The 26021-nt window shown below is 67.8% G+C and carries 25 protein-coding genes; 21 read left to right on the top strand and 4 right to left on the bottom strand.

Translation table 11 applies throughout. From position 1 onward, the window contains the following. Nucleotides 1–42 precede the first annotated feature (42 nt). Nucleotides 43–804 carry an SDR family NAD(P)-dependent oxidoreductase gene (locus J2X01_RS01010; protein WP_310049735.1) on the bottom strand — a complete coding sequence of 254 codons (762 nt, stop codon included), beginning with the start codon at nt 802–804 and terminating at the stop codon, nt 43–45. A gap of 108 nt (nt 805–912) precedes the next feature. Further along, nucleotides 913–1698 (bottom strand): IclR family transcriptional regulator, encoded by a 786-nt coding sequence (locus tag J2X01_RS01005; protein ID WP_310049733.1) that lies wholly within the window; start codon nt 1696–1698, stop codon nt 913–915. A gap of 129 nt (nt 1699–1827) precedes the next feature. Between J2X01_RS01005 and chcC2 the strand changes: the two genes are divergently transcribed. The 6 genes from chcC2 to J2X01_RS00975 all read left to right on the top strand — a co-directional run bounded on the left by chcC2 (nt 1828) and on the right by J2X01_RS00975 (nt 9551). Next, complete coding sequence (gene chcC2, locus J2X01_RS01000; RefSeq protein WP_310049730.1) at nt 1828–3546, top strand: 4-oxocyclohex-2-ene-1-carboxylate 5-dehydrogenase; 1719 nt, start codon at nt 1828–1830, stop codon at nt 3544–3546. 21 nt (nt 3547–3567) lie between these two features. Then, nucleotides 3568–4341: an IclR family transcriptional regulator gene (locus J2X01_RS00995; protein ID WP_310049727.1), complete on the top strand. Its 774-nt coding sequence runs from the start codon at nt 3568–3570 to the stop codon at nt 4339–4341. Between the two features lie 232 nt (nt 4342–4573). Further along, complete coding sequence (locus J2X01_RS00990) at nt 4574–6328, top strand: HNH endonuclease signature motif containing protein (protein WP_310049726.1); 1755 nt, start codon at nt 4574–4576, stop codon at nt 6326–6328. 359 nt (nt 6329–6687) lie between these two features. Then, on the top strand, nt 6688–7965 hold the full coding sequence (locus tag J2X01_RS00985) for a cytochrome P450 (RefSeq protein ID WP_310049723.1): 1278 nt from the start codon (nt 6688–6690) through the stop codon (nt 7963–7965). Next, the gene (locus J2X01_RS00980; RefSeq protein ID WP_310049720.1) at nt 7958–9211 is read left to right on the top strand and encodes an NAD(P)/FAD-dependent oxidoreductase; all 1254 of its coding nucleotides are present in this window, start codon (nt 7958–7960) and stop codon (nt 9209–9211) included. The genes J2X01_RS00985 and J2X01_RS00980 overlap by 8 nt, the downstream gene beginning before the upstream one ends. Before the next feature lie 16 nt (nt 9212–9227). Next, entirely contained in the window at nt 9228–9551 is a 324-nt protein-coding gene (locus J2X01_RS00975) for a 2Fe-2S iron-sulfur cluster-binding protein (RefSeq protein ID WP_310049717.1), read from the top strand. Nucleotides 9552–9627: 76 nt separating this feature from the next. Here the strand turns inward: J2X01_RS00975 and J2X01_RS00970 are convergent, their stop codons facing one another. Then, the gene (locus tag J2X01_RS00970) at nt 9628–10275 is read right to left on the bottom strand and encodes an acVLRF1 family peptidyl-tRNA hydrolase (protein WP_310049715.1); all 648 of its coding nucleotides are present in this window, start codon (nt 10273–10275) and stop codon (nt 9628–9630) included. A gap of 72 nt (nt 10276–10347) precedes the next feature. Here J2X01_RS00970 and J2X01_RS00965 point away from each other — a divergent pair, with 72 nt between their 5' ends. From J2X01_RS00965 to nusB, 15 genes are all read left to right on the top strand, one after another. Continuing rightward, nucleotides 10348–11769, top strand: coding sequence for a replication-associated recombination protein A (locus tag J2X01_RS00965; RefSeq protein ID WP_310049712.1), 1422 nt, complete (start codon nt 10348–10350; stop codon nt 11767–11769). Between the two features lie 212 nt (nt 11770–11981). Then, nucleotides 11982–12380, top strand: coding sequence for a cupin domain-containing protein (locus J2X01_RS00960; RefSeq protein WP_310049709.1), 399 nt, complete (start codon nt 11982–11984; stop codon nt 12378–12380). 195 nt (nt 12381–12575) lie between these two features. Further along, complete coding sequence (gene rpsD, locus J2X01_RS00955) at nt 12576–13202, top strand: 30S ribosomal protein S4 (RefSeq protein ID WP_024364981.1); 627 nt, start codon at nt 12576–12578, stop codon at nt 13200–13202. 144 nt (nt 13203–13346) lie between these two features. Continuing rightward, entirely contained in the window at nt 13347–13721 is a 375-nt protein-coding gene (locus J2X01_RS00950; protein WP_310049704.1) for a DUF948 domain-containing protein, read from the top strand. A 20-nt stretch (nt 13722–13741) separates the two neighbouring features. Beyond that, a complete protein-coding gene (locus J2X01_RS00945) occupies nt 13742–14008 on the top strand; it encodes a DUF6167 family protein (RefSeq protein WP_310049700.1) in 267 nt (88 codons plus the stop codon). Nucleotides 14009–14142: 134 nt separating this feature from the next. Next, entirely contained in the window at nt 14143–16821 is a 2679-nt protein-coding gene (gene alaS, locus J2X01_RS00940; protein ID WP_310049697.1) for an alanine--tRNA ligase, read from the top strand. Nucleotides 16822–16831: 10 nt separating this feature from the next. Then, entirely contained in the window at nt 16832–17446 is a 615-nt protein-coding gene (gene ruvX / locus J2X01_RS00935; RefSeq protein ID WP_310049694.1) for a Holliday junction resolvase RuvX, read from the top strand. Next, nucleotides 17427–19148, top strand: coding sequence for an endolytic transglycosylase MltG (mltG, locus tag J2X01_RS00930; RefSeq protein ID WP_310049693.1), 1722 nt, complete (start codon nt 17427–17429; stop codon nt 19146–19148). The genes ruvX and mltG overlap by 20 nt, the downstream gene beginning before the upstream one ends. Further along, nucleotides 19145–20068 carry a shikimate dehydrogenase family protein gene (locus J2X01_RS00925; protein ID WP_310049690.1) on the top strand — a complete coding sequence of 308 codons (924 nt, stop codon included), beginning with the start codon at nt 19145–19147 and terminating at the stop codon, nt 20066–20068. The genes mltG and J2X01_RS00925 overlap by 4 nt, the downstream gene beginning before the upstream one ends. A gap of 25 nt (nt 20069–20093) precedes the next feature. Then, nucleotides 20094–21293 carry a chorismate synthase gene (aroC, locus tag J2X01_RS00920; protein ID WP_310049687.1) on the top strand — a complete coding sequence of 400 codons (1200 nt, stop codon included), beginning with the start codon at nt 20094–20096 and terminating at the stop codon, nt 21291–21293. 11 nt (nt 21294–21304) lie between these two features. Further along, complete coding sequence (locus tag J2X01_RS00915) at nt 21305–21898, top strand: shikimate kinase (RefSeq protein WP_374724911.1); 594 nt, start codon at nt 21305–21307, stop codon at nt 21896–21898. Further along, nucleotides 21895–22986 carry a 3-dehydroquinate synthase gene (aroB, locus tag J2X01_RS00910; protein WP_310049685.1) on the top strand — a complete coding sequence of 364 codons (1092 nt, stop codon included), beginning with the start codon at nt 21895–21897 and terminating at the stop codon, nt 22984–22986. Before J2X01_RS00915 ends, aroB begins: the two co-directional genes overlap by 4 nt. Continuing rightward, complete coding sequence (locus J2X01_RS00905) at nt 22986–23504, top strand: tetratricopeptide repeat protein (protein WP_310049684.1); 519 nt, start codon at nt 22986–22988, stop codon at nt 23502–23504. The genes aroB and J2X01_RS00905 overlap by 1 nt, the downstream gene beginning before the upstream one ends. 190 nt (nt 23505–23694) lie before the next feature. After that, on the top strand, nt 23695–24258 hold the full coding sequence (efp, locus tag J2X01_RS00900; protein WP_056429593.1) for an elongation factor P: 564 nt from the start codon (nt 23695–23697) through the stop codon (nt 24256–24258). Next, nucleotides 24258–24668, top strand: coding sequence for a transcription antitermination factor NusB (gene nusB / locus J2X01_RS00895; RefSeq protein WP_310049682.1), 411 nt, complete (start codon nt 24258–24260; stop codon nt 24666–24668). The genes efp and nusB overlap by 1 nt, the downstream gene beginning before the upstream one ends. A 61-nt stretch (nt 24669–24729) precedes the next feature. Here the strand turns inward: nusB and J2X01_RS00890 are convergent, their stop codons facing one another. Then, a complete protein-coding gene (locus J2X01_RS00890; protein WP_310049680.1) occupies nt 24730–25998 on the bottom strand; it encodes a PrsW family intramembrane metalloprotease in 1269 nt (422 codons plus the stop codon). Nucleotides 25999–26021: the final 23 nt, after the last annotated feature.

Below are 26021 nucleotides of genomic sequence, written 5' to 3'. Positions count from 1 at the left end.
TCCCCGCGGAACGGGGTTCGGCGGAGAACCGGGGCGGAGACCTCAGACGGCGGTGTAGCCGCCGTCGATCACGAGCTCCGAGCCGGTGGTGAAACGGGATTCATCGGAGGCCAGGTACAGGACGCCGTAAGCGATTTCATCGGGCTCGCCCTGGCGGGGAAGCGGGTTGGAGCCGACCAACTGCTTGTAGTACTGCTCCGCGCCGATGTCGGACTGCTCGGCGGAGTGGCGGCTCATCCGGGTGTTCATGGATCCGGGGTGGATGGAGTTCACCCGGATGCCGCGGCTGCCGTAGGCGGCAGCATCGGACTTGCTCAGTAGCCGCACGGCGCCCTTCGTGGCGTGGTACAGCGGCACGTTCTTGCCGCCGGTGATGCCGTGGATCGAGGAGAAATTCACGATGCTGCCGGCACCCTTGTCGATCATTCCCGGCACCACGTACTTGGTCATCAGCCAGACGCCCTTGACGTTGACATTGAAGATGGTGTCGAAATCGGAGACGGAGGCGGTGTGGGATGCGCCGGCCGGGCCGATGATACCCGCGGCGTTCACCAGGATGTCCGGCGTGCCCAGGTCGTCGCTGACCCGTCGGATCGCCTCGGCGACGCTGTCCTCGCTGGTCACGTCGACGTCGTACTGGCGGACGCCGGCGTGGGTGGCGGCGGCCGGGACGCCAGCGACGTCGAGGCTGGCTACCTTTGCGCCGTGTTCGGCCAGCAGGGCGGCGGTGGCGCGGCCCAGATCGCCCCGACCGCCGGTAACGATTGCGGTCTTACCGGCCACGCGGTTCGCTGTGGTGTTCATGTGGTCTGCTCCTCGTAACTCCTGCAGCCTCTTTGCTGCGTCCTAGCCAGAGTGACAGCAGGGCTGTGATGGGGACCACAGGATTGCCGTTGAACGGAAAAATGGCGTTCAGCGGCTCTGGCGGAGGGCGCCCTTGAGCTCGCCCCGCCAGCCCAGGGCGCGGGAGATGCCGCGTGCGGAGGCCATGAGAACCGGAACCCGGGCGGGGACGTTCTCCTCGTTCCGGGGCACCACGACGCTGAGTGCGGCGACGACGGTGTTGTCCGGGCCGTAGACGGGGACGGCAATGCCGCTGGATTCCTTGACGATCACCCCGGGCATCACGGCGTAACCCCGCTGCCGGATCTCTGCCAGATGGCGGCGCAGCTGGGGAGGGTCGGTCAGGGTGGTTTCGGTGAACTTCGCCAGGGGCCGGGCCAGCGCGGATTCCTGGTACTCGGGCGTGGCATTGGCCAGTAGGACCAGCCCCGAGGACGTGGCGTGCAGCGGGAGGCGGCCGGCGATTTTTGTGATGTCCACAATGGTGGAATGCGAGCCGATCCGCTCGATGTACAGGACCTCATCGGAATCCAGGATGCCCAGTGTGGTCGAATGCTGGACCACGGCCTGGACGTCCTCCATGAACGGCAGGGCGGCTTCCCGCAACCCCACCATCTTGGACCCGCGCGAGACCAGCTCCCACATCCGGGTGCCGATGTGAACATTGCCGTCCGGCTCCCGGTCGAGCAGACGCTCCAGCAGCAGGTCGTTCACCAAACGGTAAGCGGTGGTCACGGGGAGGCCCGTGCGGCGGCCCAGCTCGGCGACGCTCATCGAGGGGTGGCTGTCGTCAAAGGCGCTGACGATCTTCACGAAGCGGCCGATGATCGACTCGCCCGACGCGGAGTTGGCCAATAATCCTCCTCTGGATTCCCGCTCAATGGTAATCCACCTCGCGGTGATCCGTGTCACCGGCTCTACTGGGGGTCAAGCATTCCACCCGGCTGCCGCAACGACGCGCGGCCGACTGAACGGAGCAAAACCATGAGCAAACCCGTCCATTGTGATGTCCTCGTCATCGGGTCCGGTGTGGCCGGTATGGCCGCAGCGTTGAAAGCCGCCTCGCGGGGACTGAACGTGATCGTCGCGGAGAAGGAGCAGTACTTCGGCGGCACGACGGCGATCTCCGCCGGCTGGGCCTGGGTGCCCGGCAACAAGCAGGGGCTGGAGCAGGGCGATACCCGCGAGGAAGCGGAGACCTACCTGCGCAGCCTCGCGCCGGAAACGTTCAACACGGCCGGGGTGCGTGACTTCCTGGACACCGTGCCCGAAGCCATCTCCTTCTTCGAGAACGAGACCGAGGTGAAGTTCACCTATCCGGAGAAGGCCCCGGACTACAAGATGGACCTGCCCGGCGCGAAACTCTCCGGCCGGGCAATCCTGCCGCAGGACGTCGACGCACGCGTGCTGGGGGACAAGCGGCTCCTGATGCAGCCCTACATGAGCTCCTACACCGTCTTCGGCTACATGCCGCAGGTGGGCCCGGACATCAACGAGTTCTTCCATGTGAACCAGTCGGTCAAATCGTTTGTCTACGTTGCGAAAAAGCTCCTGCGCACCTGGGCGGACGCGGCACGCTACCGGCGCCCGGTCCTGCGTTCCAACGGCAACGCGCTGATGACCCGGATGGTGAAAAGCGCCGATGACCTGGGCGTGCGACTCTGGAATTCCTCGCCGGCACTGTCCCTGACACGGGACGACGCCGGCACCATCACCGGCGCCGTCCTCGGGGGAGACCACGCCGCCTCCGTGGAGGCACGCCTGGGTGTCATCCTTGCTGCCGGCGGCTTTTCCGGCAACAAGGAACTGCGCAAGCAGTACTTCCCGCACGATCCCGACGGCGACGACCACTTCACCCCGACCGTGGGCCATGGCGGTGACGCCGCAACTCTGGCGATCAGCGCGGGCGGGCACATCGACAATTCGGTGTTCAGCGTGGGGTCCTGGGCGCCGGTCACGGTCTTCAAATACCTCAATGGCAAAGAGCGGCTCTTCCCGCACCTGCGGGCCATCGGCCTGCCGGGCCTGATCGCCGTCGACCGCCACGGCAAGCGCTTCGGGAACGAAGCCCTGAGCTACCACGACTTCGGCGGGACGATGATTGAGCACAACAAGGACGAGAACAAGACGTTCGGGTATGTGATCGGCGACGCGAAGACGATGCACAAGTACGGGATTGGCTACGCCAAGCCCTGGCCGATGCCGCGCGGCTACTTCTACAAGACCGGCTACCTGGTCAAGGGGGACACCCTGGCGGAGCTGGCCGGCAAGCTCGGCATCGACGCCGCCGGCCTGGAGGCGACAGTGTCTGGCTTCAACCCGGCCGCCGAACGCGGGGAAGACCCGGCGTTCGGCCGCGGCTCCACTCTGTACAACCACTTCCGCGGCGACATGGAGCACAAGCCGAACCCCAACCTGGCCCCGGTCGGCAAGGGACCGTTCTACGCGGCCAAGATCCAGATGGGTGACTTGGGCACCTTTGCCGGGATTGGCGTCAACGAACGCTCCGAGGTCACCACCGAAGAGGGAACGGCGGTTCCCGGCCTGATCGCCGTCGGCGCGGCGGCGGTCAGCGTCTTCGGCGGCGGCTACCCCGGCTACGGCTCACACATTGGCCCGGCCTTGGTGTTCGGCTACCGCGCGGGCCGCGACATCGCGAAACTCGCCGCCGACCGCGGGATCGTCCGCGGGGCCGGCGTCTGACCTCGGGGCGGGGAGCGCGCGTTGGCGAATTCGCCGACCGGTGAATCGGTCATCAGCCGCGTCGTGCGGCTGATGAGCGCGTTCGACCGGGATCTGCCCACGATGACGCTCTCCGGCCTTGCTCGGAGAGCGGGCCTGCCCTTGACCACCGCCCACCGACTCGTGGACGATCTGGTGCTGCACGGCCTGATCGAGCGGCTGCCGGACGGGAACCTGCGGTCGGGGATGCGGATGTGGGAACTCGCCGCCCGTGGGTCGAGGGCGCTGAACCTCCGCGAGGTCGCGCTGCCGTATATGGAAGATGTCCAGGCCGCCGTGCACCAGCACACCACCCTCGCCGTGCTGGACCACGGCACCGTGCTCTATGTCGAGCGACTGTCCTCGCCGGATTCCAGCCTGAACGCGGCCCATATCGCCCAGCGGATGCCGATTCACGCCTCGTCCTCCGGGCTGGTCCTGCTCGCGTATTCGGCGCCCGCCGTCCAGGAGGAAGTGCTCTCCGGCCGCCTGGAACAGGTCACCCCGGAGACCATCACGGAACCACAGCTGATCCGGAAGCATCTGGCTGAGATCAGGCAGCGCGGCTTCGTCGCCATCCCGGGCATCGGGGTGACCGAATGGACCGGCATCGCCGTTCCAGTCTTCGGCCCGGACGGCGCGGTCGCGGCTACGCTCAACGCCATTGTTCCGCGGGGCGAAGCAGCTGTGCCCCTAACCGTCCCGGCGCTGCTGACCGCCGCTCACGGGATCGCCCGTGCCCTCAAGGCCTCCGCCCCGGCTCCTCGCCGCCTGTAACTGTCGGCCGCTGTGATGCACTGATCATCGGCGGCGTGGAAAGTGTGTCCTGACGGCCTTGGGCCTCGTCCTGGCCGGAAAACCCAAGCGCTGTTGAATTTTGGCCGCGGAAACTGCACTCCCCGACGTCGCCACCCCCGAATTTCCCAAGTCGAAGAGTGTTCGCCATGGTCCCGCGCTGCGCGGCCGCCGGTTTCGTCAAAGTGTCAGAGGTGCCCAATATTCTGGGTTTATGGAAAGCACAGCGTGGAGTGCGGAGTGCAGGGAGGCCCTGGCGGCCGTCGCCGCGTCCGCTGCCGCGCTGACCGCCTTCGCCGGCGCGGCCGCTGACCATGCCGATCCGTCCGGCGCCGACCCTACTGAACTTTCCAGCTCGGACCCGGCTGATCCGTCCGGCGCGGAGCACACTGATCCGTTGCGGGTGCTGGCGGATGGTTGCCTGGACGGCATGGCCCTGGCGGCCCGGCTGGATGCCAGCACCGCGGCGCTGAAAGTCACGCTGGCCGCCGGCTACCTGCAGGCCACCGAAGCCCTGGCGCCCCCGGCCTTGTCACCGCACGACGCGACCTGCCAGGAAATGGCCGTGAGGGCCGAGGTCGCGTGCGTCCTGACCGTCAGCGAACAGACCGCCGGCGCGTTCCTGTCCGACTGCCAGGACCTCACGCAGGGCCTGCCGCTGACCCTCGCGGCGCTGACGGCCGGGACGATCTCCTGGGCCCACGCCCGGATCCTCGTGGCCGAAACCACCGGCCTGGATGCGGCCGGGGCGGCCGCGCTCGAGGCGCACTTCCTGGACCCCGCAGCACCGGACCCGGCCCGCGGGTGCCCGGCCGGGGACCTCGTCCCGGGACGGTTCCGCGCCAAGGCCCGCGCCTGGCGCGAACGCCACCACCCGGTCAGCATCGAAACCCGCCACACCAAGAGTGCCGCGGACCGGCGGGTCGAATACCGCCCGGACCGGGACGGGATGGCCTGGCTCTCCGCCTACCTGCCGGCCGACACCGCCGCCGGGATCTGGGACCGGACCACCGCGGCCGCCCGCGCCCTCCAGGGCCCCACCGAGGCCCGCACCCTCACCCAGCTCCGCGCCGACACCGCCGCGACCTGGCTCCTCACCACCGGCGAAACGGCGGACAACGGTGCCGGCGTGGGCGGGGGTGTGCCGTCGCCGCGGGCGCAGGTCCTGATCACCGTCCCGGTCCTGTCGCTGCTGGGCGCCGGCGAGGAACCGGCCACCCTGGACGGGTACGGGCCGATCCCGCCCTCGATGGCCCGCCGCCTCACCGCCGGCGGCGCCGGGTCCTTCTACCGGGTCCTGACCGACCCGCGGGACGGGGCCCCGCTGGAAATCGGCCGGACCAGCTACCGCCTCACCACAGCCCAACGGCACTGGCTCCAGCTCCGCGACGGCAGATGCCCCTTCCCGGGCTGCAACAACCACTCCCTGGACAACGACGCCGACCACCTCCTGGCCTGGGCCCACGGCGGCACCACCGGCATCACCAACCTCGGCCAACCCTGCCCCAAGCACCACCGGCTCAAACACAGCTCAGCCTGGACACCCGCCGGGGCCAGCAAAAACGCCCCGCCCGGCTGGACCTCCCCGTCCGGCCGGCACTACCCCAGCGAACAGCAGGACTGGGAACCACCCCACTGGCCACCCGGCCTCCTGGAAACATCCCCGGACCCGAACCCCGACGCGCACATGGACGCAGCCCCGGACCGCGGCCTCCCCCCGGACCCGGACATCGATCCGGACCGCAGCCTTCCCCCGGACCCGGACATTGATCCGGACCGCGGCCTGCCCCCGAACCCCGGCCAGGATCCAGAACAGAAACAAGAACAGGAACTTCCCCCGGATCCCTTCCCGGACTGGCACCTGCTCACGCCCGGGCACGCAGTGTCCACCGCAAAGGTGGACGATCCTGGCTGGCAAGAACCCCTCGAAGCCAGCATCCTGGAACACTTCCTGCTGCACTACGCCTGACCGGCTAAGTCGCGTCGATAGGTTGAGGTGTCTGTCCAAACCGCAGGCTGATGCGCCCCGATCCCCGGCGCGGGAACTGGGACGCAAGCCTGGACCCGCGCCAGGACCGCTGCCCTCGTAACGTGCTCCCAGGCGGCTCGTTCCGCTGCGCAGACGGCTTCTGCCTGCGTACCGTCCCGCTGCGCGCCGCCCGAAGATGATCAACACACGGATGAGCAACATCGGATTCCGATGAGCCGCCTCGCGGGTGGCATCTTCCACAACCGATGAACGGAAGCCCTATGGGGAGGACCGGTCCTCACAAGGCACTGTTGGTTGAGACGTACATCACGTCAATGCACTCCGACAGAAGGACAAAGATGTCTGCTGCCACCACTGAATTGCTGCCCGCCGACGCGCCTCCCTCCGAGCCTGCCGAACTGCCGCCTTACTCCCATGAACTCGCCTGGCCGGATGGCATGGCGCCGTTCAAGGTCGTCGACGACGGAACGCAGGGGGACCCGTACGCGCACTACGCATGGATGCGGGACAATGCCCCGGTCCTCCGCGCCGCATCACCGGTTTCGGATGTCTGGTTCATCTCTCGCTACGACGACGTCCGCAAAGCCATGCGCGCCCCCAAGGTCTTCTCCTCCCAGGTCGTGGACCCGGTACCGCTGACCTTCCTGACCCTGTTCGACGCGCCCAACCACACCCGCCTGCGCCAGGTGGTTGCCCAGGCGTTCACGCCCAAGGCGATCGCCCGCTTCGAGGAGCGGGTCCGTGAGAACGCCCACAAGTACCTCGACCCGATGATCGCGGCCGGTGGCGGCGACGCCGTCGACGACTACGCGATCCCGCTGAGCATGTCCACCATCAGCGCCCTGCTGGACGTCCCGGCGTCGGACTTCGAGAAGATGAAGTTCTGGTCCGACGAGACCTTCAGCTACTTCGGCCGGTTGGCCCGCAACGCGCAAGGCACTGGCACCGACGAACAGAGCACTTTCGAGTTTTTCGCGTACTTGAAGGACACCATGGAGCGCCTCTACGTGGAGGGAAACGAGTCAGTGGGCGGCCACATCGCGCGGATGTGGAAGGACGGCCTGCTCAGCGAGAAGGAAGCAAAGGAACTCTGCGCCTTCGTCTTCGTCGCCGGCCATGACACCACCACGATCCTGCTCGCCAACGCCTTCCGGGTCTTCAGCGAACAGCCCGAACTGCTGGACCGGATCCGGCAGAACCCCTCCGACGCGACCCTCTTCGTGGAGGAACTGGCCCGCTTCCGCGGAACGGTGCAGCGCGCCAGCCGGATCACCACCGAAGAAGTCGAGGTCGCCGGCGTGCGCATCCCCGCCGGCGCCATTGTCCGGCTGCTGCCTGCCGCCGCGAACCGCGACAGCAACAAGTACCCCGACGGCGAGTCCTTCGACATGGACCGCAACACCGACGGTCACCTCGGCTTCGGCCACGGCGTGCACAGCTGCCTTGGCGCCCCGCTGGCCCGGCTGGAAACCGTAGTGACGGTAGAACTCCTGGCCGCCAGGCTTGGCTCCCTGACCCTCAACCAGGACAAGCCGATCGAATACGTCCGGGGCAACAATCTGACCAACTCGGGACCGGAACACATGTTCGTGGAATTGGAGAAGTTCAATGCCTAGCCAGCAGCCGACCGAGAACGGCCTGAAACCAATCGTGATCGTCGGTGCCGGCCACTCCGGCGTCGCGGTGGCCGCAGGACTGCGCACCCGCGGCTGGGGCGGGGACATCCTGCTGCTCGAAGGCGAAAAGGAGACGCCCTACGAACGCCCTCCGCTGTCCAAGGAGCTCCTGAAGGCGGGCGCCCCGGATGAGTCCACCGTGCTGCGGAAAGTCAGGTTCTACGAGGACAAGCGCATTGACCGGCGGGCAGGGCTCACCGTCGATGCCATCGACCCGGCCGGCCGGACCGTCCTGCTGTCCGACGGCAGCCGCCAGGGCTACCACCGCCTCGTCATCGCCACCGGATCACGCGCCAGGTCCCTGACGGTCCCGGGGGCCGATCTTCCCGGTGTCCAGGCCCTGCGGACCCGGGATGACGCCCTCGAACTCAAGCGGGCTCTCGTCCCGGGCGCCCGGGTTGCCATCATCGGGGCCGGGTACATCGGGCTGGAAGTCGCTGCCGCCGCTTCCGCCAAGGGCTGCGAGGTCACGGTGCTCGAATACCAGGACCGCGTGATGAGCCGTGTGACCTCCGAACCGGTGTCCCGCTTCTTCGAGCAACTTCACGAGCAGAATGGCGTCCGATTCGTCTTCGGTGCAGCGGTCACCGCCATCGACGGGGCCGATCGGGCCGAGCGGGTCGTCACCGCCAACGGCACCTCCTACCCGGCCGACGTCGTGCTCGCCGGAATCGGTGTGGTGCCCAACCAGGAAATCGCCGCTGACGCCGGGCTCGAGTGCCAGGACGGGATCCTCGTGGACGGGGACGGACGGACCTCCGTCCCGGACATCTACGCCACGGGTGACGTCACGCGCTTCACCAGCAGCATCGATGGCGCCAGCCAGCGCCTCGAATGCATCCAGAACGCGATGGCACAGGCCGACAGGGTGGCAGCGGACATCACCGGCCAGGACGCCGCGGACACGGAAATCCCCTGGTTCTGGACGGTGCAGCACGGTGTCCGGCTGCAGACGGCCGGGGTCCGCCACCCCGCTGACGAGGTGATCGTGCGCGGCGCCCCGGCGGACGGCAGGTTCTCGGTGGTCTATGTTCGGGACGGGCGCCTCGCCGCCGTCGACACCATCGCAGGACTTACCGACTTCCGGCCGGCCAAGAAACTGATTGCCCAGAAGGCACGGATTGACCCGTTGCTTGCCGCAGATCCCGGCACCCCGCTGACCGACGCTGTGTTCACAGCTGCCTGACAACTAAGGAACCACCATGAGCAAGAACAAACTCACCGTCATCGACCGCGAGGGGTCCGCCCACGACCTCGAGTGGGAGCCGGACCAGACCCTGATGGAGGCCCTCCGCGACAACGACCTGCCCGTCCTGGCATCCTGCGGCGGCACAGCCTCCTGTGCCACCTGCCACGTCTTCCTCGACAAAGAGGTCTTTGACACCCTGGCCGAACGCAGCGAGGACGAACTCGAACTCCTTATCGAGGCCGAGGGCTACCAGGAATGCGGCTCCAGGCTCTCCTGCCAGCTCGACTTCAGCCAGGAACTCAACGGCGTCACCGTCACTTTGGCGCCGGAAGAATAGCCCCGCGTTCGGCACAGGACAGCGAAGAGGACGTCGTTCCATCTGCATACCTTGGGGGATGGAACGGCGCCCGTTCCTATGACGCCGGATCGGTCACCAGGATCCGCACAGAGCACAGCTCCGCGGCGGCCTTCTTCAGGACCGCTGCGCGCGGATCCGGGACGTCCAGGAACCCCAGCCGCGGCAGACCGGCGTAGCGCTTCAGCGCCGGTTCGGCGAGGACCTGATCGGCCAGGGTCCGGTCGCCGCCCGGCGCCAGGTATTCAATCCGGTGGTCCGCGAAAATCCGGGCCGCATGCCCGGCGACAGCCTCCACCAGCGCGTCCGCCTGGTTGGCGCGCCGCCGGGCGAAGCGCTGCTGGGACCAGCCGCCGGCAGCCGTCCGGGACTGGACGTGGCGGGTGCCGGTCTTGGACGCGAGCACGGCGCCGCCGCTGACCACCGCCACCGAGTACCCGCCGCGGCGGACCAGCACGGTGCCGATGCTCCGCGTTTGGGACGCCAGGGAGGCGAGACGGGCGACGGCGTCGGTCCCGCGTCCGGGCCGGCCGTCCGCGGGCCAGGGCGGCTGCAGCAGCGCCACCGCGCCGTCCGCGGCGCGCAGCTGCAGGCCGGCGTCGAGCTCCTCCTCGGCCAGCGCGCCGTGGCTCGCCGCGAAGCGGTCCACCCAGCCGGGCAGCCGGGCGCCGGAGACGAAGGCCACACGGGACTCGGGGCTGGGCATGGCAGGCACTCCCTTGCGGGGTAGGTATGGGACGGTGTCAGCGCGGGCGGGAACTAGAAGTAGCCTATCTATGTGGAAGATCTCTTTGGCGCAGGACGGGACAGCGGCAGCGCTATCGGGGACGACGACGACACCGAAGACACGGTCGACGCAGGCTCCGACCGCCGCGCCGCCTCACCGCGCAGCCCGCTCGCCGTCCGGATGCGCCCCCGGACCCTCGATGACGTGGTGGGCCAGCAGCACCTGCTCGGCCAGGGCTCCCCGCTGCGCCAGCTGGCCGCCGGCACCGACGCCACCGGCCCCGCGGGCCCCAGCTCACTGATCCTCTGGGGGCCTCCCGGCACCGGCAAGACCACCCTTGCCCACGTGATCGCGAAGGGCCCCGGCCGGAAATTCGTCGAGCTCTCCGCCATCACCGCCGGCGTCAAGGACGTCCGCCGCGTGATGGAGGAAGCCCTCACCGCCAGGGACCTCTTCAAGACCACCACCGTGCTGTTCCTGGACGAGATCCACCGCTTCAACAAGGCCCAGCAGGACGCCCTGCTGCCCGGGGTCGAGAACCGCTGGGTGGTGCTGGTCGCCGCAACCACCGAAAACCCCTCGTTCTCCGTCGTCTCCCCGCTGCTCTCGCGGTCCCTGCTGCTGACGCTCAAACCGCTCACCGACGCCGACGTCGAGGGACTGCTGCTGCGGGCCGCGGCCGACGCCCGCGGGCTGGGCGGCAAGCTGGAACTCAGCGCCGAAGCCCTGGCGCACCTGGTCAGGCTCTCCGGCGGGGACGCCCGCCGGGCCCTGACCGCGCTGGAGGCGGCCGCCGGCGTCGCGTTCGGCGACGCGGACGACACTGGCGAAGCCCCGGTGATGATCGAACTCAAGCACACCGAACGTGCCCTCGACGTCGCGTCCGTGCGCTACGACCGCGCCGGCGACCAGCACTACGACGTTGCCAGCGCCTTCATCAAGTCCATCCGCGGCTCCGACGTCGACGCCGCCCTGCACTACCTTGCCCGGATGCTTGAGGCGGGAGAGGACCCGCGGTTCGTGGCGCGGCGCATTGTTATTTCCGCGGCCGAGGACGTCGGCATGGCGGACCCGACGGCGCTGCAGACCGCCGTCGCCGCAGCCCAGGCGGTGCAGCTGATCGGCATGCCGGAAGGCAGGATCATCCTCGCGGAGGCCGTGGTCCACCTCGCCACCGCACCCAAGTCCAACGCTGCCTACTTGGGGATCAACCAGGCGATCGCGGACGTCCGCGCCGGCCTCGGCAACGGCATCCCCGCCCACCTGCGCGATGCCCACTACCCGGGGTCCAAGCAGCTGGGCCATGGACAGGGCTACAAATACGCCCATGACGCGCCACACTCGGTGGCCACCCAGCAATACCCGCCGGACGACCTGGTGGGCCGCAACTACTACGAGCCGACAGCCAACGGCGCCGAGCGCGACATTTCCACCAGGCTTGAACGGCTGCGCAGGATCATCCGCGGCACGTGACCGGCGGACCCGGAAACTCCCCGTTGACTTCCGGTCCATGAGGTCTAACGTTAATTTAAGTCAGCAAGGACCTGCTGCACGAGTCCGCGTGGTGGGGGACAGCGGCACTCACTGCCGGATCTTCGCTTTCCGGACCTCAGGTCGGCGGCCGGCACGTCAGTAGCTTGGCTTCACGCCCGGCTTCTTCGCACAAATTCCTAGGTCGTATCTCGATGTCCGTAACTTTCGTCACAGCTTTGGCCGTTAAGTCCTTTGATGTACCGGACAAGAAGCGGTGCCCCGACAACGCCGAATTCGACCTCGTCACCGTTGACGACTACTCGGTGGCGCGGTTGATCCTCGGCCCGGGCTGGCGCTGGTCCGAGTCCATCAGACCACTCGAGCAGACCGAGCAGTGCCAGCACCACCACCTCGGGTTCTGCATCTCGGGGGAGATGGAAGTGGAATCCTCGGATGGACTGCGCTCCACGATCCATGCCAACGACACCTACGCGATTCCGCCCGGCCATGATGAATGGGTCATCGGGTCCGCAGCGTTCGTGGCCGTGGAATTCCTGGGCGCTGCATCCTTCGGGCGGCGCAGCAGCCGGGGCGTGCACGCCAGGACCTGACCGTCCGCCGGCCACAGCATGGTAGGCTTGTTCGTTGTCTGGCAAGGCACAGGCGCACAATCCCCTCGATTTCAGCATTTCATGCTGCAGAGACGGGTTTGCCCTGTGCCCAGTAGCAAAAGGCAGCGGTTGGCCGATGCTCTCCATCGTGGAGGCCAGTAACACTGACACACCGCAGATATTGGAAGGACACAAGTGGCTAACAACACTCGTGCTCGCCGTACCGCACGCCTTTCGCGTGCACTCGGCATCGCTCTGACCCCCAAGGCCGCCAAGTACATGGAGCGCCGCCCGTACGGCCCCGGTGAGCATGGCCGTGCCCGCAAGAAGCAGGACTCCGACTACGCCGTACGTCTGCGCGAAAAGCAGCGTCTGCGCGCCCAGTACGGCATCCGCGAAGCCCAGATGACCCGTGCCTTCGAAGAAGCACGCCGCACCAAGGGCCTGACCGGTGAAAACCTGATCGAACTGCTCGAAATGCGTCTCGACGCCCTCGTGCTGCGTGCAGGCTTCGCCCGCACCATCGCCCAGGCCCGCCAGCTGGTTGTCCACCGCCACATCCTGGTCGACGGCATCCGCGTTGACCGCCCGTCTTTCCGCGTCTCTGAGGGCCAGCTGGTCCACGTTCACAGCCGCAGCGAGTCCATGCCTCCGTTCCAGGTTGCAGCAGCCGGCGCTCACCGCGACGTCCTGCCGATGGTTCCGGCATACCTGGACGTCAAGCTTGACGCCCTGCAGGCCCGCCTGGTCCGTCGCCCCAAGCGCTCCGAGGTCCCCGTGACCTGCGAAGAGCAGCTCGTCGTGGAATTCTACGCACGCTAGATCCAACGCGACACCTTACAAAGAAGCCCGTGGCAAGCGCCGCGGGCTTCTTTGTATGTAAGGTACTTGGGGGAGTTCTGCGGCTGCCGGCTGTGGCAGCCCGAAACCCCGCAGGGACACGACGCAACAAGGAGATGAACGACTATGACTGGTGGCGATATTGCCGGCCTGATCGCGGCCGGAGTGTTTGCAGTGCTGGTCGTGCTGCTCGCCGTGCCGATTCTGAAGCTCGGGGGAGTGCTGGACGAAGTGCGGACCTCCATCCGTTCGATCAGCGACGGCGCCACCCCGCTTATGGACGAAGTCACGGCGACCGTTTCCACCACCAATGAGCAGCTGAAGAAAGTCGACGGGATCGCGAACAACGTCTCCGACGCCTCCGCCAACATCTCGGCACTGTCCTCCCTGATGGCCGCCACCGTCGGTTCGCCGCTGATCAAGGTGGCGTCCTTCAGCTACGGCGTGCGCTCGGCCTTCACCGCCCGCAAAAAGCCCGCCACCGGCCGCCGCAGCCGCTAACCCCCGCTGGAGAACCTGACATGAACAGAATCATCTGGATGGGAATCGGCGTCGCCATCGGCGTCATCGCCTTCCGTAAGATCACCGAAGCGCAGTCCAACCTGGGCCCCGAGGGCCTCAACCGGGCGGTCGGCCGGCTCACGGACGGCCTGTACGACTTCGCCGACGCGATCCGCGAAGGCATGAACGAACGTGAGACCGAACTCCGGGGGGCCTTGGGCATCGACGCCGGCCTTGAAAAGGCCCTCGGCCACGGCACTGCCGGCCGGGATGCAGTGCGGCGCTAGCCGCGAGAGAATGAGAATTGGGCGGCACCCGGAAAGGGGCCGCCGGCACGGCCGCTGGCCGGGACCAGACCGTTCCGCGGATCACACGCGCGAACCACGAACGCAGTGAATATTGAAGGGTAAGTAATCAGCTCATGAAGTCGCAGGAGATCACCAAGCGCTGGATCGACTTTTTTGTCAGTAAGGGCCACACGGCGGTGCCCTCCGCCTCGCTGGTCTCCAGCGACCCGTCCCTGCTGTTCACGGTGGCCGGCATGGTCCCGTTTATCCCTTACCTGACGGCCCGGGAGGAAGCGCCCTACAAGCGCGCCACCAGCGTGCAGAAGTGCATCCGGACCGGCGACATCGAGGAAGTCGGCAAAACCGCCCGGCACGGCACGTTCTTCCAGATGTGCGGCAACTTCTCCTTCGGCGACTACTTCAAGGAAGACGCCATCAAGTTCGCCTGGGAACTGCTCACCACTGCGGTTGACGACGGCGGCTACGGCCTGCCGCCCGAACAGCTGTGGGTCACCGTCTACGAAGAGGACGACGAGGCCGAGCAGCTCTGGCTCAAGAACACGGGCATGCCCGCCGAACGGATCCAGCGGATGGGCAAAGCGGACAACTACTGGTCCACTGGACAGCCCGGCCCCGCCGGCCCCTGCTCCGAGATCTACTACGACCGCGGCCCCGCCTACGGCGTCGAGGGCGGTCCGATCGCCGACGAGAACCGCTACGTGGAAATCTGGAACCTCGTGTTCATGCAGTACCAGATCGACAACGTGCGCTCCAAGGTCGACTTCGACATCACCGGTGAACTGCCCCAGAAGAACATCGACACCGGCCTCGGCATGGAACGCCTCGCGATGATCCTGCAGGGCGTCGAAAACATGTACGAGACCGACCAGGTCCGCCCCGTCATCGACAAGGCGGCGGTCCTCTCCGGCCGGGAATACACCTCTGCCGAATCCGCCGAGGACCCGCACCACACCGACGACGTCCGGATGCGCGTCGTCGCCGACCACATCCGTTCCTCCCTCATGCTGATCGCCGACGGCGTCACGCCCTCCAACGAGGGCCGCGGATACGTGCTGCGCCGTCTGATCCGCCGCGCCGTGCGCTCAATGCGCCTGCTCGGCGTCGAAAAGGCCTGCCTGCCGGACCTGCTGCCCGCCTCACGGGACGCCATGAAGGGTGTCTACCCGATCGTGGAAACGGACTTCGACCGGATCAGCCGGATCGCCTACGCCGAGGAGAAGGCGTTCCTGCGCACCATCGCCTCCGGCACGGCTCGCCTCGAGGACGCCGTCAAGGAGTCCCAGGCTGCCGGCCGGGCGCTCTCCGGAGCCGACGCCTTCGCCCTGCATGACACTTACGGCTTCCCGATCGACCTCACCCTGGAAATGGCCGAGGAGGCCGGGCTGAAGGTCGACGAGCCCGAATTCCGCAAGCTCATGCTCGAACAGCGCCAGCGCGCCCAGGCCGACGCCAAGGGCAAGAAGGGCTCGCACGCGGACCTCAGCGCTTTCCAGGAACTGCTCTCCGCCGGGGAAACCGTTTTCACCGGCTACACCGAACTCACCGGCGAGTCCAAGGTCCGCGGCATCCTCGCCGGCGGCCGCAAGGTCGCCCAGGCCTCGACGGGTGACGAAATCGAACTCGTCCTGGCCGAGACACCGTTCTACGCTGAGGCCGGCGGCCAGGCTGCAGACACCGGGCTGATCACCGGCGACGGCTTCGTCGTCGAGGTTCTGGACGTCCAGCGCCCAGTCAAGGGCCTGAGCGTGCACAAGGCAATCGTCCGTGAAGGCGAAATCGGCGCCGACTCCCTCGTCCAGGCCGCCGTCGACCGGGAACGCCGGCACGCCGCCGAGCAGGCCCACAGCGGCACGCACATCGTGCACGCGGCCCTGCACCAGATCCTCGGCCCGGAAGCGCTGCAGCGCGGCTCCTACAACAAGGCCGGCTACCTGCGCTTCGACTTCGCCTGGGGTGAAGGGCTCAGCCCGGCCACCCGATCCGAGATCGAGGAAGTCTCCAACATCGCCATCCGCAACAACTACCGGGTGGAGACCAAGATCATGGGACTCGCCGAGGCCAAGGCCCTCGGAGCCATGGCCTTGTTCGGCGAGAACTACGGCAACGAAGTCCGCGTCGTGGAGATCGACGGCGCCTGGTCCCGCGAGCTCTGCGGCGGCACCCACGTCGCGAACACCTCGCTGATCGGCAGCCTGTCCCTGCTCGGGGAGCAGTCCGTCGGTTCGGGAAACCGCCGCGTCGAGGCTTTCGTCGGCATGGATGCCTTCCGGCACCTCGCCGCCGAACGCGCCCTTGTCACCGAACTCACCGAACTGCTCAAGGTTCCCTCGGGCCTGCTCGCGGACCGGATCGCCACCACCCTGACCAAGCTCAAAACGGCGGAGAAGGAACTTGAACGACTGCGCAAGGAACAGCTCACGGCGGCAGCCGCGCAGCTCGTGGGCACCGCCCAGGATGCCGCCGGCGTCAAGGTCATCGCGCACGACGCCGGCCAGGTCAGCGGCGCGGACGACCTCCGTGGCCTGGCCCTGGACCTGCGGACGCGCCTTGGCTCCGAGCCGGCCGCCGTTGCGGTCGCCGGCGTCAGCAATGACCGCCCGGTCATCCTGATCGCCACCAACGAAGCTGCCCGCGCGGCCGGCGTCAAGGCAGGCGCCCTGGTGCGCCTCGCCGCCGGAATCCTCGGCGGCGGCGGAGGCGGCAAGGATGATGTCGCCCAGGGCGGCGGCACGGACGCCGACAAGGTCGGCGCGGCCCTTGGCGCCGTCGTGGACGCCATTACCCGGCGATAACGGACGAGCCATGAACGAAGCTGCCGTGCCCGGCGACTACCCCCAGGGCGTGAAACTCGGGGTGGACGTCGGCACGGTCAGGGTGGGCGTGGCGGTCTGCGACCGGGACGGCATCCTGGCCACGCCCCTGCGCACCCTGGAACGGAACGCGAAGAAGAATACCGACGTGCGGATCCTCGCGGCCCTGGCCGTGGAACTCGGTGTAGTCGAGATCTTCGTCGGCCTGCCGCGGACAATGAAGGGCGAGGAACACGCCTCGGCCCGGATGGCCTCGGACTATGCAAAGCTACTGGCGGGTAAACTGGTGGCGTGCGGTTCCGAGGCGCCGGTATGGCTGGTCGATGAGCGGCTGAGCACCGTCACGGCCCACCGGAACCTGCACGAAGCTGGCATGAGCAGCAGAAATCACCGTAAGGTGGTTGATCAGGTTGCGGCCGCAGGTATCCTGCAACATGCGATCGATATGCAAAAGGCCAGGGGGACGGAGGTCGGAAGCCGCGTGTACGCGGAATCCGCTCCGGGGCCAACCGGGGATGGCGCTCAGACCGCTCCGGCATTAGACACACATATTGCACACCGCATTCTGCCCGAAATGGAAGGCTACAGTGAGCCCGGTCAACAGTGACGACCCCGCCGGTGATGCTTTCGGCGCCGCCGGCCGACCGCTGACGCGTAAAGAGATCAGGGCCCAGGAGAAGTTCCAGGGGACCCACGGTCACGACGCTATCCCGCCGCAGGCCTTCGAGACCGGCGAGGATACTCCGGCCGCCCCTGCCGCGGGGGCCGGGCGCGGGTACGCCGCCGTCGAGCCGGAACTTGTCGAGCCGGAGCCGGTTCAGCCGGAGCCGGTCGAGCCGGAGCCGGTTCAGCCGGAGCGGGTCGAGCCGGAGCCGATCCCGGCCGCCGACACGCCGGAACCGCCGACGGCGGCCCCTACCGTGCACCACGAGAAGTTCGACGAAGAGCCCGCGCAGCACGAGCAGTTCCACGAAGAGCCCCGCTACGACGCAACCAGCCACGAAGCGCCTGTGCACGAGTACGCGGGAGGGGTCGCCCATGAGGACATCCCCTATGCAGCAGACGCTGCGCCCGGCTACGAGCACCGCCATGATGCAGAGGTCCACGGCGACCACACGGTCCACCCCTCCCACGATGCCCACCACGGCTACGACTCCGCGGACATCCCCCCGGCCGAATACCACCACGAGGAAGACGGCCAGGTTGTCATGGCCGGAGGTGCAGCCATCCGCACAGCGAAGGGCCCATCCAAGAAGGTCCGCCGCCGCCGCCGCTTCCTTGCGCTGCTGCTGACGCTGTCCGTCTTCGTCATAGCGATCACCGTCGGCGCGCAGTTCCTGAAGCCCCTCCTCGGCGGCGATACGCTGGCAGACTACCCGGGCCCCGGAACCGGTGAGGTCGTCATCACGGTACCGCCGGGTGCCGGGCCGAAGTCCGTGGCGGCCGAGCTCCAGGACAAGAAGGTTGTCGCCAATGCCGACGCCTTCCTCCGGGACTTCATGGCCTCAGGCGGGGCGCTGGCTCCCGGTGATTTCACCATGCGCAACGAGATGAAGAACTCCGACGCCGTGGCCGTGCTCTTGAACAAGGACCAGGCCAAGGTCATGTACTTTGCCTTGAATGCCGGCCTCAGGATCGGAGAATCACTCGAGGCCATCTCCGAGGGCACCGGCGTTCCGGTCGCCCAACTCAAGGAGCTCAGTGACTCGCCCGGTCAGTTCGGCGTGTCGGCAAGGGCCCAGAACCTCGAAGGTTTCCTCGCCCCCGGCGAGCACCGGTTCGCGCTCGGCACCCCGGCCAAGGACGTGCTGCAGCAGCTCGTGACCGACACCCTGGCCGAGCTCACGGCCCAGGGCGTCACGGATCCCGAGAAACAATACGACGTCGTCACGGTCGCCAGCATCGTCCAGGCCGAAGGCGGCCAGGCCGAATACGGTGATGTGGCGGGCGCGATCTACAACCGGCTCAAGCCGGACAACACCGAGACGAACGGGCTGATCCAGTCCGACGCCACGGTCACGTACGGGCTCGGCATCAAGAGCTTCCACATTGACGAGGACCAGAAGGCCGACAAGTCCAACCCGTACAACACCTACGCGAACCCGGGCCTGCCGGTGGGACCGATCGGCTCACCGGGCAAGACGGCGATCGACGCTGCCGCCAAGCCCAAGACGAACGAGTACCTGTACTGGGTGACGATCAACCTGGACACCAAGGAGACGTTGTTCGCCAAGACGCTGGCGGAGCACAACACCTACGTGGCCCGGTACAACGCCTGGTGTGAGGGCAACCCCGGACGCTGCGTATGAGATCCCGGGCCGCCGTGCTGGGACATCCCATCGGCCATTCCAAGTCGCCGGCGCTGCACCGCGCCGCCTACGCGCATCTCGGCGTGGAGCTGGACTACACGGCGATCGACGTCACCGAGGAGGAACTCCCGGCCTTCATGGCCCGGGTCCGGCAGGACGTGCGGGAGAAGAACGACTGGCGCGGGCTGTCGGTCACCATGCCGCTCAAAGCCGGCATGGCCCGCGAAGTGGACGAGGTCCGCGGGGTGGCGCGCGAGCTCGGGGTCATCAACACGGTTGCGTTTGAGGCCCCGGCGCCGGGTGACAGCACCGGCTGCACCCGCCTGGTCGGTTACAACACGGACGTCGCGGGCATCGTCAACGCGCTGCGCCATGCGGGCGCCGTGTCAGCGCCCACCGGTGTGGTCCTGGGCGGAGGCGGCACCGCAGCCGCCGCCCTCGCAGCGCTGAAGGATCTGGGCGCGCCCGACGCGGAAATTTTTGTCCGCGATGTCAGCCGGGCCGCCGAGGCGCGGACGGCCGCTGCCGCCCTTGCCTTGCCGGTCCGGATCCTCCCGCTGAGCGAAGCAGCCGCGGCCATCGCCGCGGCCGACGTCGTGATCTGCACCCTGCCGCCCCGTGCCGCCGACCCGCTGGCGGACGAACTGGCGGAGCAGTTGGCCCGGCGCGCGGGTGAGCCGTCCCGGCAATCCGCACCGGGCCTGTCCGGTGTCCTGCTGGACGTCGCCTACGATCCCTGGCCGAGCAGGATCGCCTCCGTGTGGCAGGAGGCGGGCGGCACCGTGGTGCCCGGACTCGAGATGCTCATCTACCAGGCCGTGGAACAGGTCCGCCATTTCACCGGCCTCGGTGAGGCCGTGCCGGCCGAGGTCATAGATGTGATGTGTGACTCAGTCGGGGCACCCCGACGGGTGTTCTAGCCGCCGTACATGGCAGGATGGAAATATGCTGCGTTGGTTGACTGCCGGAGAATCCCATGGGCCGGCCCTGGTCGGAATTATTGAAGGCGTGCCCGCCGGTGTTGAACTCACCAGCGCCCAGATCGCCGACTCGCTGGCCCGCCGCCGGCTCGGCTACGGCCGCGGCGCCCGGATGAAGTTTGAGCAGGACGTGGTCACGATCCTCGGCGGCGTCCGCCACGGGATCACCCAGGGCGGCCCCATCGCCATCCAGGTCGGCAACACCGAATGGCCCAAATGGGAACAGATTATGTCTGCCGATCCCGTTGACCCGGAAATCCTCGCCGACCAGGCCCGCAACGCGCCGCTGACCCGTCCGCGTCCCGGCCATGCGGACTTCACCGGCATGCAGAAGTACGGTTTCGACGAAGCACGTCCCGTGCTGGAGCGCGCCAGCGCCCGCGAAACCGCAACCCGTGTGGCCCTCGGCACGGTCGCCTCCGCTTTCCTCCGGCAGCTCGGCATCGAGCTGGTCTCCCACACGGTATCGATCGCCAGCACATCAGTCCCGGAAGGCCGGCCGCTCCCGGTCCCGGACAACGTCCTCGCCCTCGACGCCGACCCGCTGCGCTGCTTCGACCGGGAAACCTCCGACGCCATGGTGGCCGAGGTCGACATCGCGCACAAGGAAGGCGAAACCCTCGGCGGTGTCGTCGAGGTACTCGCCTACGGGCTCCCGCCGGGACTGGGCAGCTACGTCCACTGGGACCGGCGCCTCGATTCACGCCTCGCGGCCGCCCTGATGGGCATCCAGGCCATCAAGGGCGTCGAGGTCGGCGACGGCTTCCGGACTGCAGCCCGCCGCGGCTCGGCGGCGCATGACGAGATTGTGAAGGACGCCGACGGCAGGATCATCCGCACATCCAACCGTGCCGGCGGCATCGAAGGCGGCATGAGCATCGGCGATGTGCTCCGCGTCCGCGCTGCGATGAAGCCGATCGCCACCGTGCCCCGCGCGCTGAAGACCGTCGACGTCAGCACCGGCGAAGCTGCCAAGGCCCACCACCAGCGCTCCGATGTCTGTGCGGTCCCCGCGGCCGGCGTCGTTGCCGAAGCCATGGTGGCACTGGTCCTGGCCGAAGCCGTCACGGAAAAGTTCGGCGGCGATTCCGTGCAGGAAACCGCCCGCAACATCAAGGGTTACCTGGACAACATTCCGGCGTCCCTGGACTCGATCGGCCAGTAGTGCCCGCTGAAATACCGGCAGTGCCGGCGACGAAAACTGCCCGGCCCATTGCGCTGATCGGACCGATGGCGGTCGGCAAATCCGCGATCGGCCACCAGCTGTCCCACCAGCTGGGAGCCCCGTTCGTGGACACCGACGTCGAGGTGGTGGCGAACCACGGTTCCATCGCGGAGATCTTCGCCAGCCGCGGGGAGCGCGCCTTCCGGGAGCTGGAAGCCAGGGCCGTCGCGCGTGCCATCGAAGACGCCCGGGGCAGCAACACGGTCATCTCCCTGGGCGGCGGCGCGGTGCTCGACTCCGGCACCCAGCAACTGCTCGGACAGTGCACCGTGGTCTACCTTGAGTGCGACGCGGACACCGTGGCGGAACGCATCGCCCGGAACTCGGGCCGGCCCCTGCTGGCCGGTGATGCCATGGACCGATGGAAGACGCTGTTCGCCACCCGCCGGCCGGTCTACGAACGGCTGGCCGACCTGGTCATCGACGTGCGGAGCGGATCTGTTCCCGACCTCGCGCACCGGATCGAAAATGCCCTGCGCGGTTACGCCGCCGCGGGAACCGCGGCCGTAACCACGCCAGCGGCGACAAAGGAAGTTGAAAAGTGATCACCGAATCAACAGTCATCAAGGTCACCGGGCCGACGCCCGGTGAGAACTACGATGTCGTTGTGGGCCGCGGCCTGCTGGCCAGCCTGCCGGGGCTGCTGGGGGAGCGGGTCAAGCGCGTCCTGGTCATCCACCCGCGCGCGCTGCGCCTCACCGGCGACACCGTCAGGGAAGAACTCGCCACGGCAGGGTTCACGGCACTCACCGCCGAGATTCCCGACGCCGAGGAGGGCAAGCACATCGAGGTGGCCTCCTTCTGCTGGCAGGTGCTGGGCCAGAACGATTTCACCCGCTCAGACGCCATCGTGGCCGTCGGGGGCGGGGCCGTGACCGACCTGGCCGGCTTCGTGGCCGCCACCTGGCTGCGCGGTGTCAAGGTCATCCACATGCCGACGAGCCTGCTCGGCATGGTGGACGCCGCCGTCGGGGGCAAGACCGGGATCAACACCGCCGAAGGCAAGAACCTCGTCGGGGCGTTCCACCCGCCCGCCGGTGTCCTGGCGGACCTCGACACCCTGGACACGCTGCCGAAGAACGAGATCATCTCCGGCATGGCCGAGGTCATCAAGTGCGGCTTCATCGCCGACCCCGCCATCCTGGAGCTGATCGAAAAGGATCCTGCCGCGGTCTCCGATCCCCGCTCGGACGCCGTCCGGGAACTCATTGAACGCGCCATCACAGTCAAGGCCCGGGTCGTCTCCGAAGACCTGAAGGAAACCGGCCAGCGCGAAATCCTCAACTACGGCCACACCCTGGGCCACGCCATCGAACTGGCCGAGCGCTACTCCTGGCGGCACGGCGCCGCCGTCTCCGTCGGGATGATGTTCGCCGCGGAACTGGCGCGCAGCGTCGGCCGGCTCAGTGACGCCGACGCCGACCGGCACCGCAGCATCCTGGAAAGCCTCGGGCTTCCCATCACCTACCGGCGCGACCGCTGGCAGGCCCTGCTCGACGGCATGCGGCGGGACAAGAAGTCCCGTGGCGACCTGTTGCGTTTCGTGGTGCTCGACGGCGTCGCCCGTCCCGGCATCCTCGATGTCCCGGACACCTCGCTGCTGTTTGCCGCGTACCAGGAGATCGCCTCCTGATGCCATTCATACCAGGCGGCACCAGCGACTGGCCGGATGCAGGGTTACCCGGGATCAGGATCAACCCGGACAGCCTGGTGCCGCAAATTGTCGACGACGAGGCCGTCGCCGCGGCGCTGGCAGCCTCGACCGACCCCGGTGACCTGATCTTCGTGCGGCTCGTCGAAGGGCACCCCGCCGAAGCCGCCGAGCTGCTCGCCGAGGCCCGGTATAACGACCCCGCTGCGCTGCGCCTGCGGATTTTCGAAGCGGACGTCCTGCGGGTCTCGCACCGGGTCGACCGGGCCGTCGAACTGTTCCGCCAGCTGCTTGCGGAGACGCGCGGCACGCCGGACGAGGCCGACATCCGCCAGCTGCTTGGACGCTCCTACTTCGCCAGCGGCAACATTGCCGCCGCCGTTGATAACTTTGCCAAGGAGCTGGACCTGCGCGTTTCCGGGTCCGCCGACGCGGCGCTGATCTACGCGTCCACGGTGGCGCTGCAGCGCGCCCGCGACGTGCTGGACCGCGCCTCCTGACGCGGTGCCGCCGGGACCTCGGCGGAGGTGCCGCGGAGGAGCCGCGGGGGGCGTCAGGCAACGGACCCACAAAACCGGTAGAATGGATCTTGGATTTTTGATAAATACGCGCTGGCGGGCCGTTCGGCATGCTGGCCTGGCATAGCCGGCTGGCAGCGCGAAGCCGTCAAAAACGAAACCAGAGGATACAGTGGCAACCACTAACGACATCAAGAACGGAACCGTCCTTAAGCTTGAGGGCCAGCTCTGGAACATCATCGAGTTCCAGCACGTCAAGCCCGGCAAGGGCGGCGCGTTCGTGCGCACCAAGATGCGCAACGTGATGTCCGGCAAAGTCGTCGACAAGACCTTCAACGCCGGACTCAAAATCGAGACCGCCACGGTCGACCGCCGCGACTACCAGTACCTGTACCAGGACGGCGCGGACTTCGTGTTCATGGACACGACCGACTTCGACCAGCTCACCGTTCCGGGCGCAACGGTCGGCGACGCCACCAACTTCATGCTCGAGAACCAGATGGTCAACATCGCCATCCACGAGGGCAACCCGCTCTACATCGAGCTGCCCCCGAGCGTCGTGCTCGAGATCACCTACACGGAGCCGGGCCTGCAGGGCGACCGCTCCTCGGCCGGCACCAAGCCCGCCACCCTCGAAACCGGCTACGAGATCCAGGTTCCGCTGTTCGTTGAGAACAACACCAAGGTCAAGGTCGACACCCGCGACGGCAGCTACCTCGGGCGGGTCAACGACTAGTGAGTGCACGCGGTAAGGCCCGCAACCGGGCCCTGGAGGTTCTCTTCGAGGCGGAACAGCGTTCGGTGTCGGCATTCGATGTGCTGAAGTCCCGCCGGGAGCAGACGGACCAGATCGTCAACCCGTACACCCTCGAGATCGTTGAGGGCGTCGTCTCGCACCAGCCGGCAATCGACGAATTCCTGGAAACCTATTCGCAGGGCTGGACCCTGGAGCGGATGCCCTCGGTGGACCGCATCATCCTGCGGATCGGCACCTGGGAACTTCTCTACAACGACGACGTTCCCGACGGCGTTGCCGTCAGCGAGGCCGTGGCACTGGCCAAGACCCTCTCCACGGACGAGTCGCCGTCGTTCATCAACGGCCTGCTGGGCCGCCTGCAGCAGCTGAAGCCTTCGCTGCTCGCCTAGCGCCCCGCTTCCAAGAACCCCGCCCGGGACATCCCCGGCGGGGTTCTTTCGTTCCGCCGGTTCACCCGACGACGGCGGACCGGAGGCCCGCGATTTCAGCAAGCTGGTGCCGCTCATCGAGCTGGTGCGCCGGCACGTCCCGACCGCTGAGGATCCGCTGCCGGGTGAAGGCGAGCCGGGTGGCGGCCTGGAGCAGGGCGTTCATCTGCGGGCGCCGGCCGATCGACCCGGCCCAGCGGAGGGCCGCACGCCGCCCGCCGCCGGTGGCCAGCATGTCCACCTCGGCCGCCGTGAACCAGCCTGCCGCCGCGTATTCCGTGAGCCGCTGGCGGGTGAGCCGGCGCTCCGCCAGCCGCAGCAGCACGATGACCAGGACCGCCAGCAGGAAGATCGGCACCTGTACCAGCAGGTACTGGGCCAGGAAGTCCTGGCCCATGCTGTTCCAGGCGCTGTGCAGCAGCATCGCGGGAACGAGGCCGACGCCGAACGCGAGCACGGACAGCCCGTTGTGCCAGCGTCGTGCGGCGAAGCCCATGATCAGCCCCGTGGTGCCGGTGAAAATGGCGTGGGCGAACGGTGACATGACCCCGCGGAGGAAGAACACCACCGCGAGGTCCGTGCCGGGGTCGCTGGAGGTGGCGATCGCGCGGCCGAAGTAGAGGATGTTCTCGGTGAACGCGAAGCCGGCCGCGATCGTGAAGGCGAACACCACCCCGTCGACCGGGCCGTCGAAGTGTTTCCGGGCGAAGAGCAGCAGCAAGAGCAGCCCCAGGGACTTGGCGAATTCCTCCACCACCGGCGCCTGAACGGTTACGGCGAACGTTGTGTAATCCAGTCCCGAGGCGGGACCGGCCACCAGCGTGAAGTACGGCTGGAGCAGCATCGTCACCGCAATCGAGACGACGGCTCCCCAGACGAACGCGAAGAGCAGCAGTGCCCTGGGCTCCGGCTCCCAGCGGTCGATGAAGCGTACGGTCAGCAGCACGGTCCCCAGCGGAACCAGCGAAGCGAGAAAGCCGATGACAAATCCGGACAGGCCGGTGCTGCCCAGCAGGAAGGGAAGCACCAGGAACAGGCTGATGAAAGCGAGGAAGCCGCCGGCCAGCACGAGCCCCACAACGCCGGCGGAACGAGGGCTGCGCGGGACCGCCGGGAGGGCGGGCAGCGGTGCAGCCGGAAACCGGCCGCCGTTGTGGACCGGAGCCGGCCGGTAGTCCTCCGGCCGGATCTGCCCCAGCCATGTCGGATTGGCCTGCCGGGGCAGCTGCCGCCGGCCGCCGGAGGAGGAGCCCGGGCGGTCCTGCCCCGGCCGCGGCCCGTTCGTTCTCATGCACCCGAGCCTATGTCCGTGTG

Origin of the sequence: Arthrobacter ginsengisoli (assembly GCF_031456935.1) — a bacterium.
GTDB classification, from domain to species: Bacteria; Actinomycetota; Actinomycetes; order Actinomycetales; family Micrococcaceae; genus Arthrobacter; species Arthrobacter ginsengisoli.
Note: the sequence above shows the minus strand (reverse complement) of the source record. Positions and strands in the feature narration are given on the sequence as shown.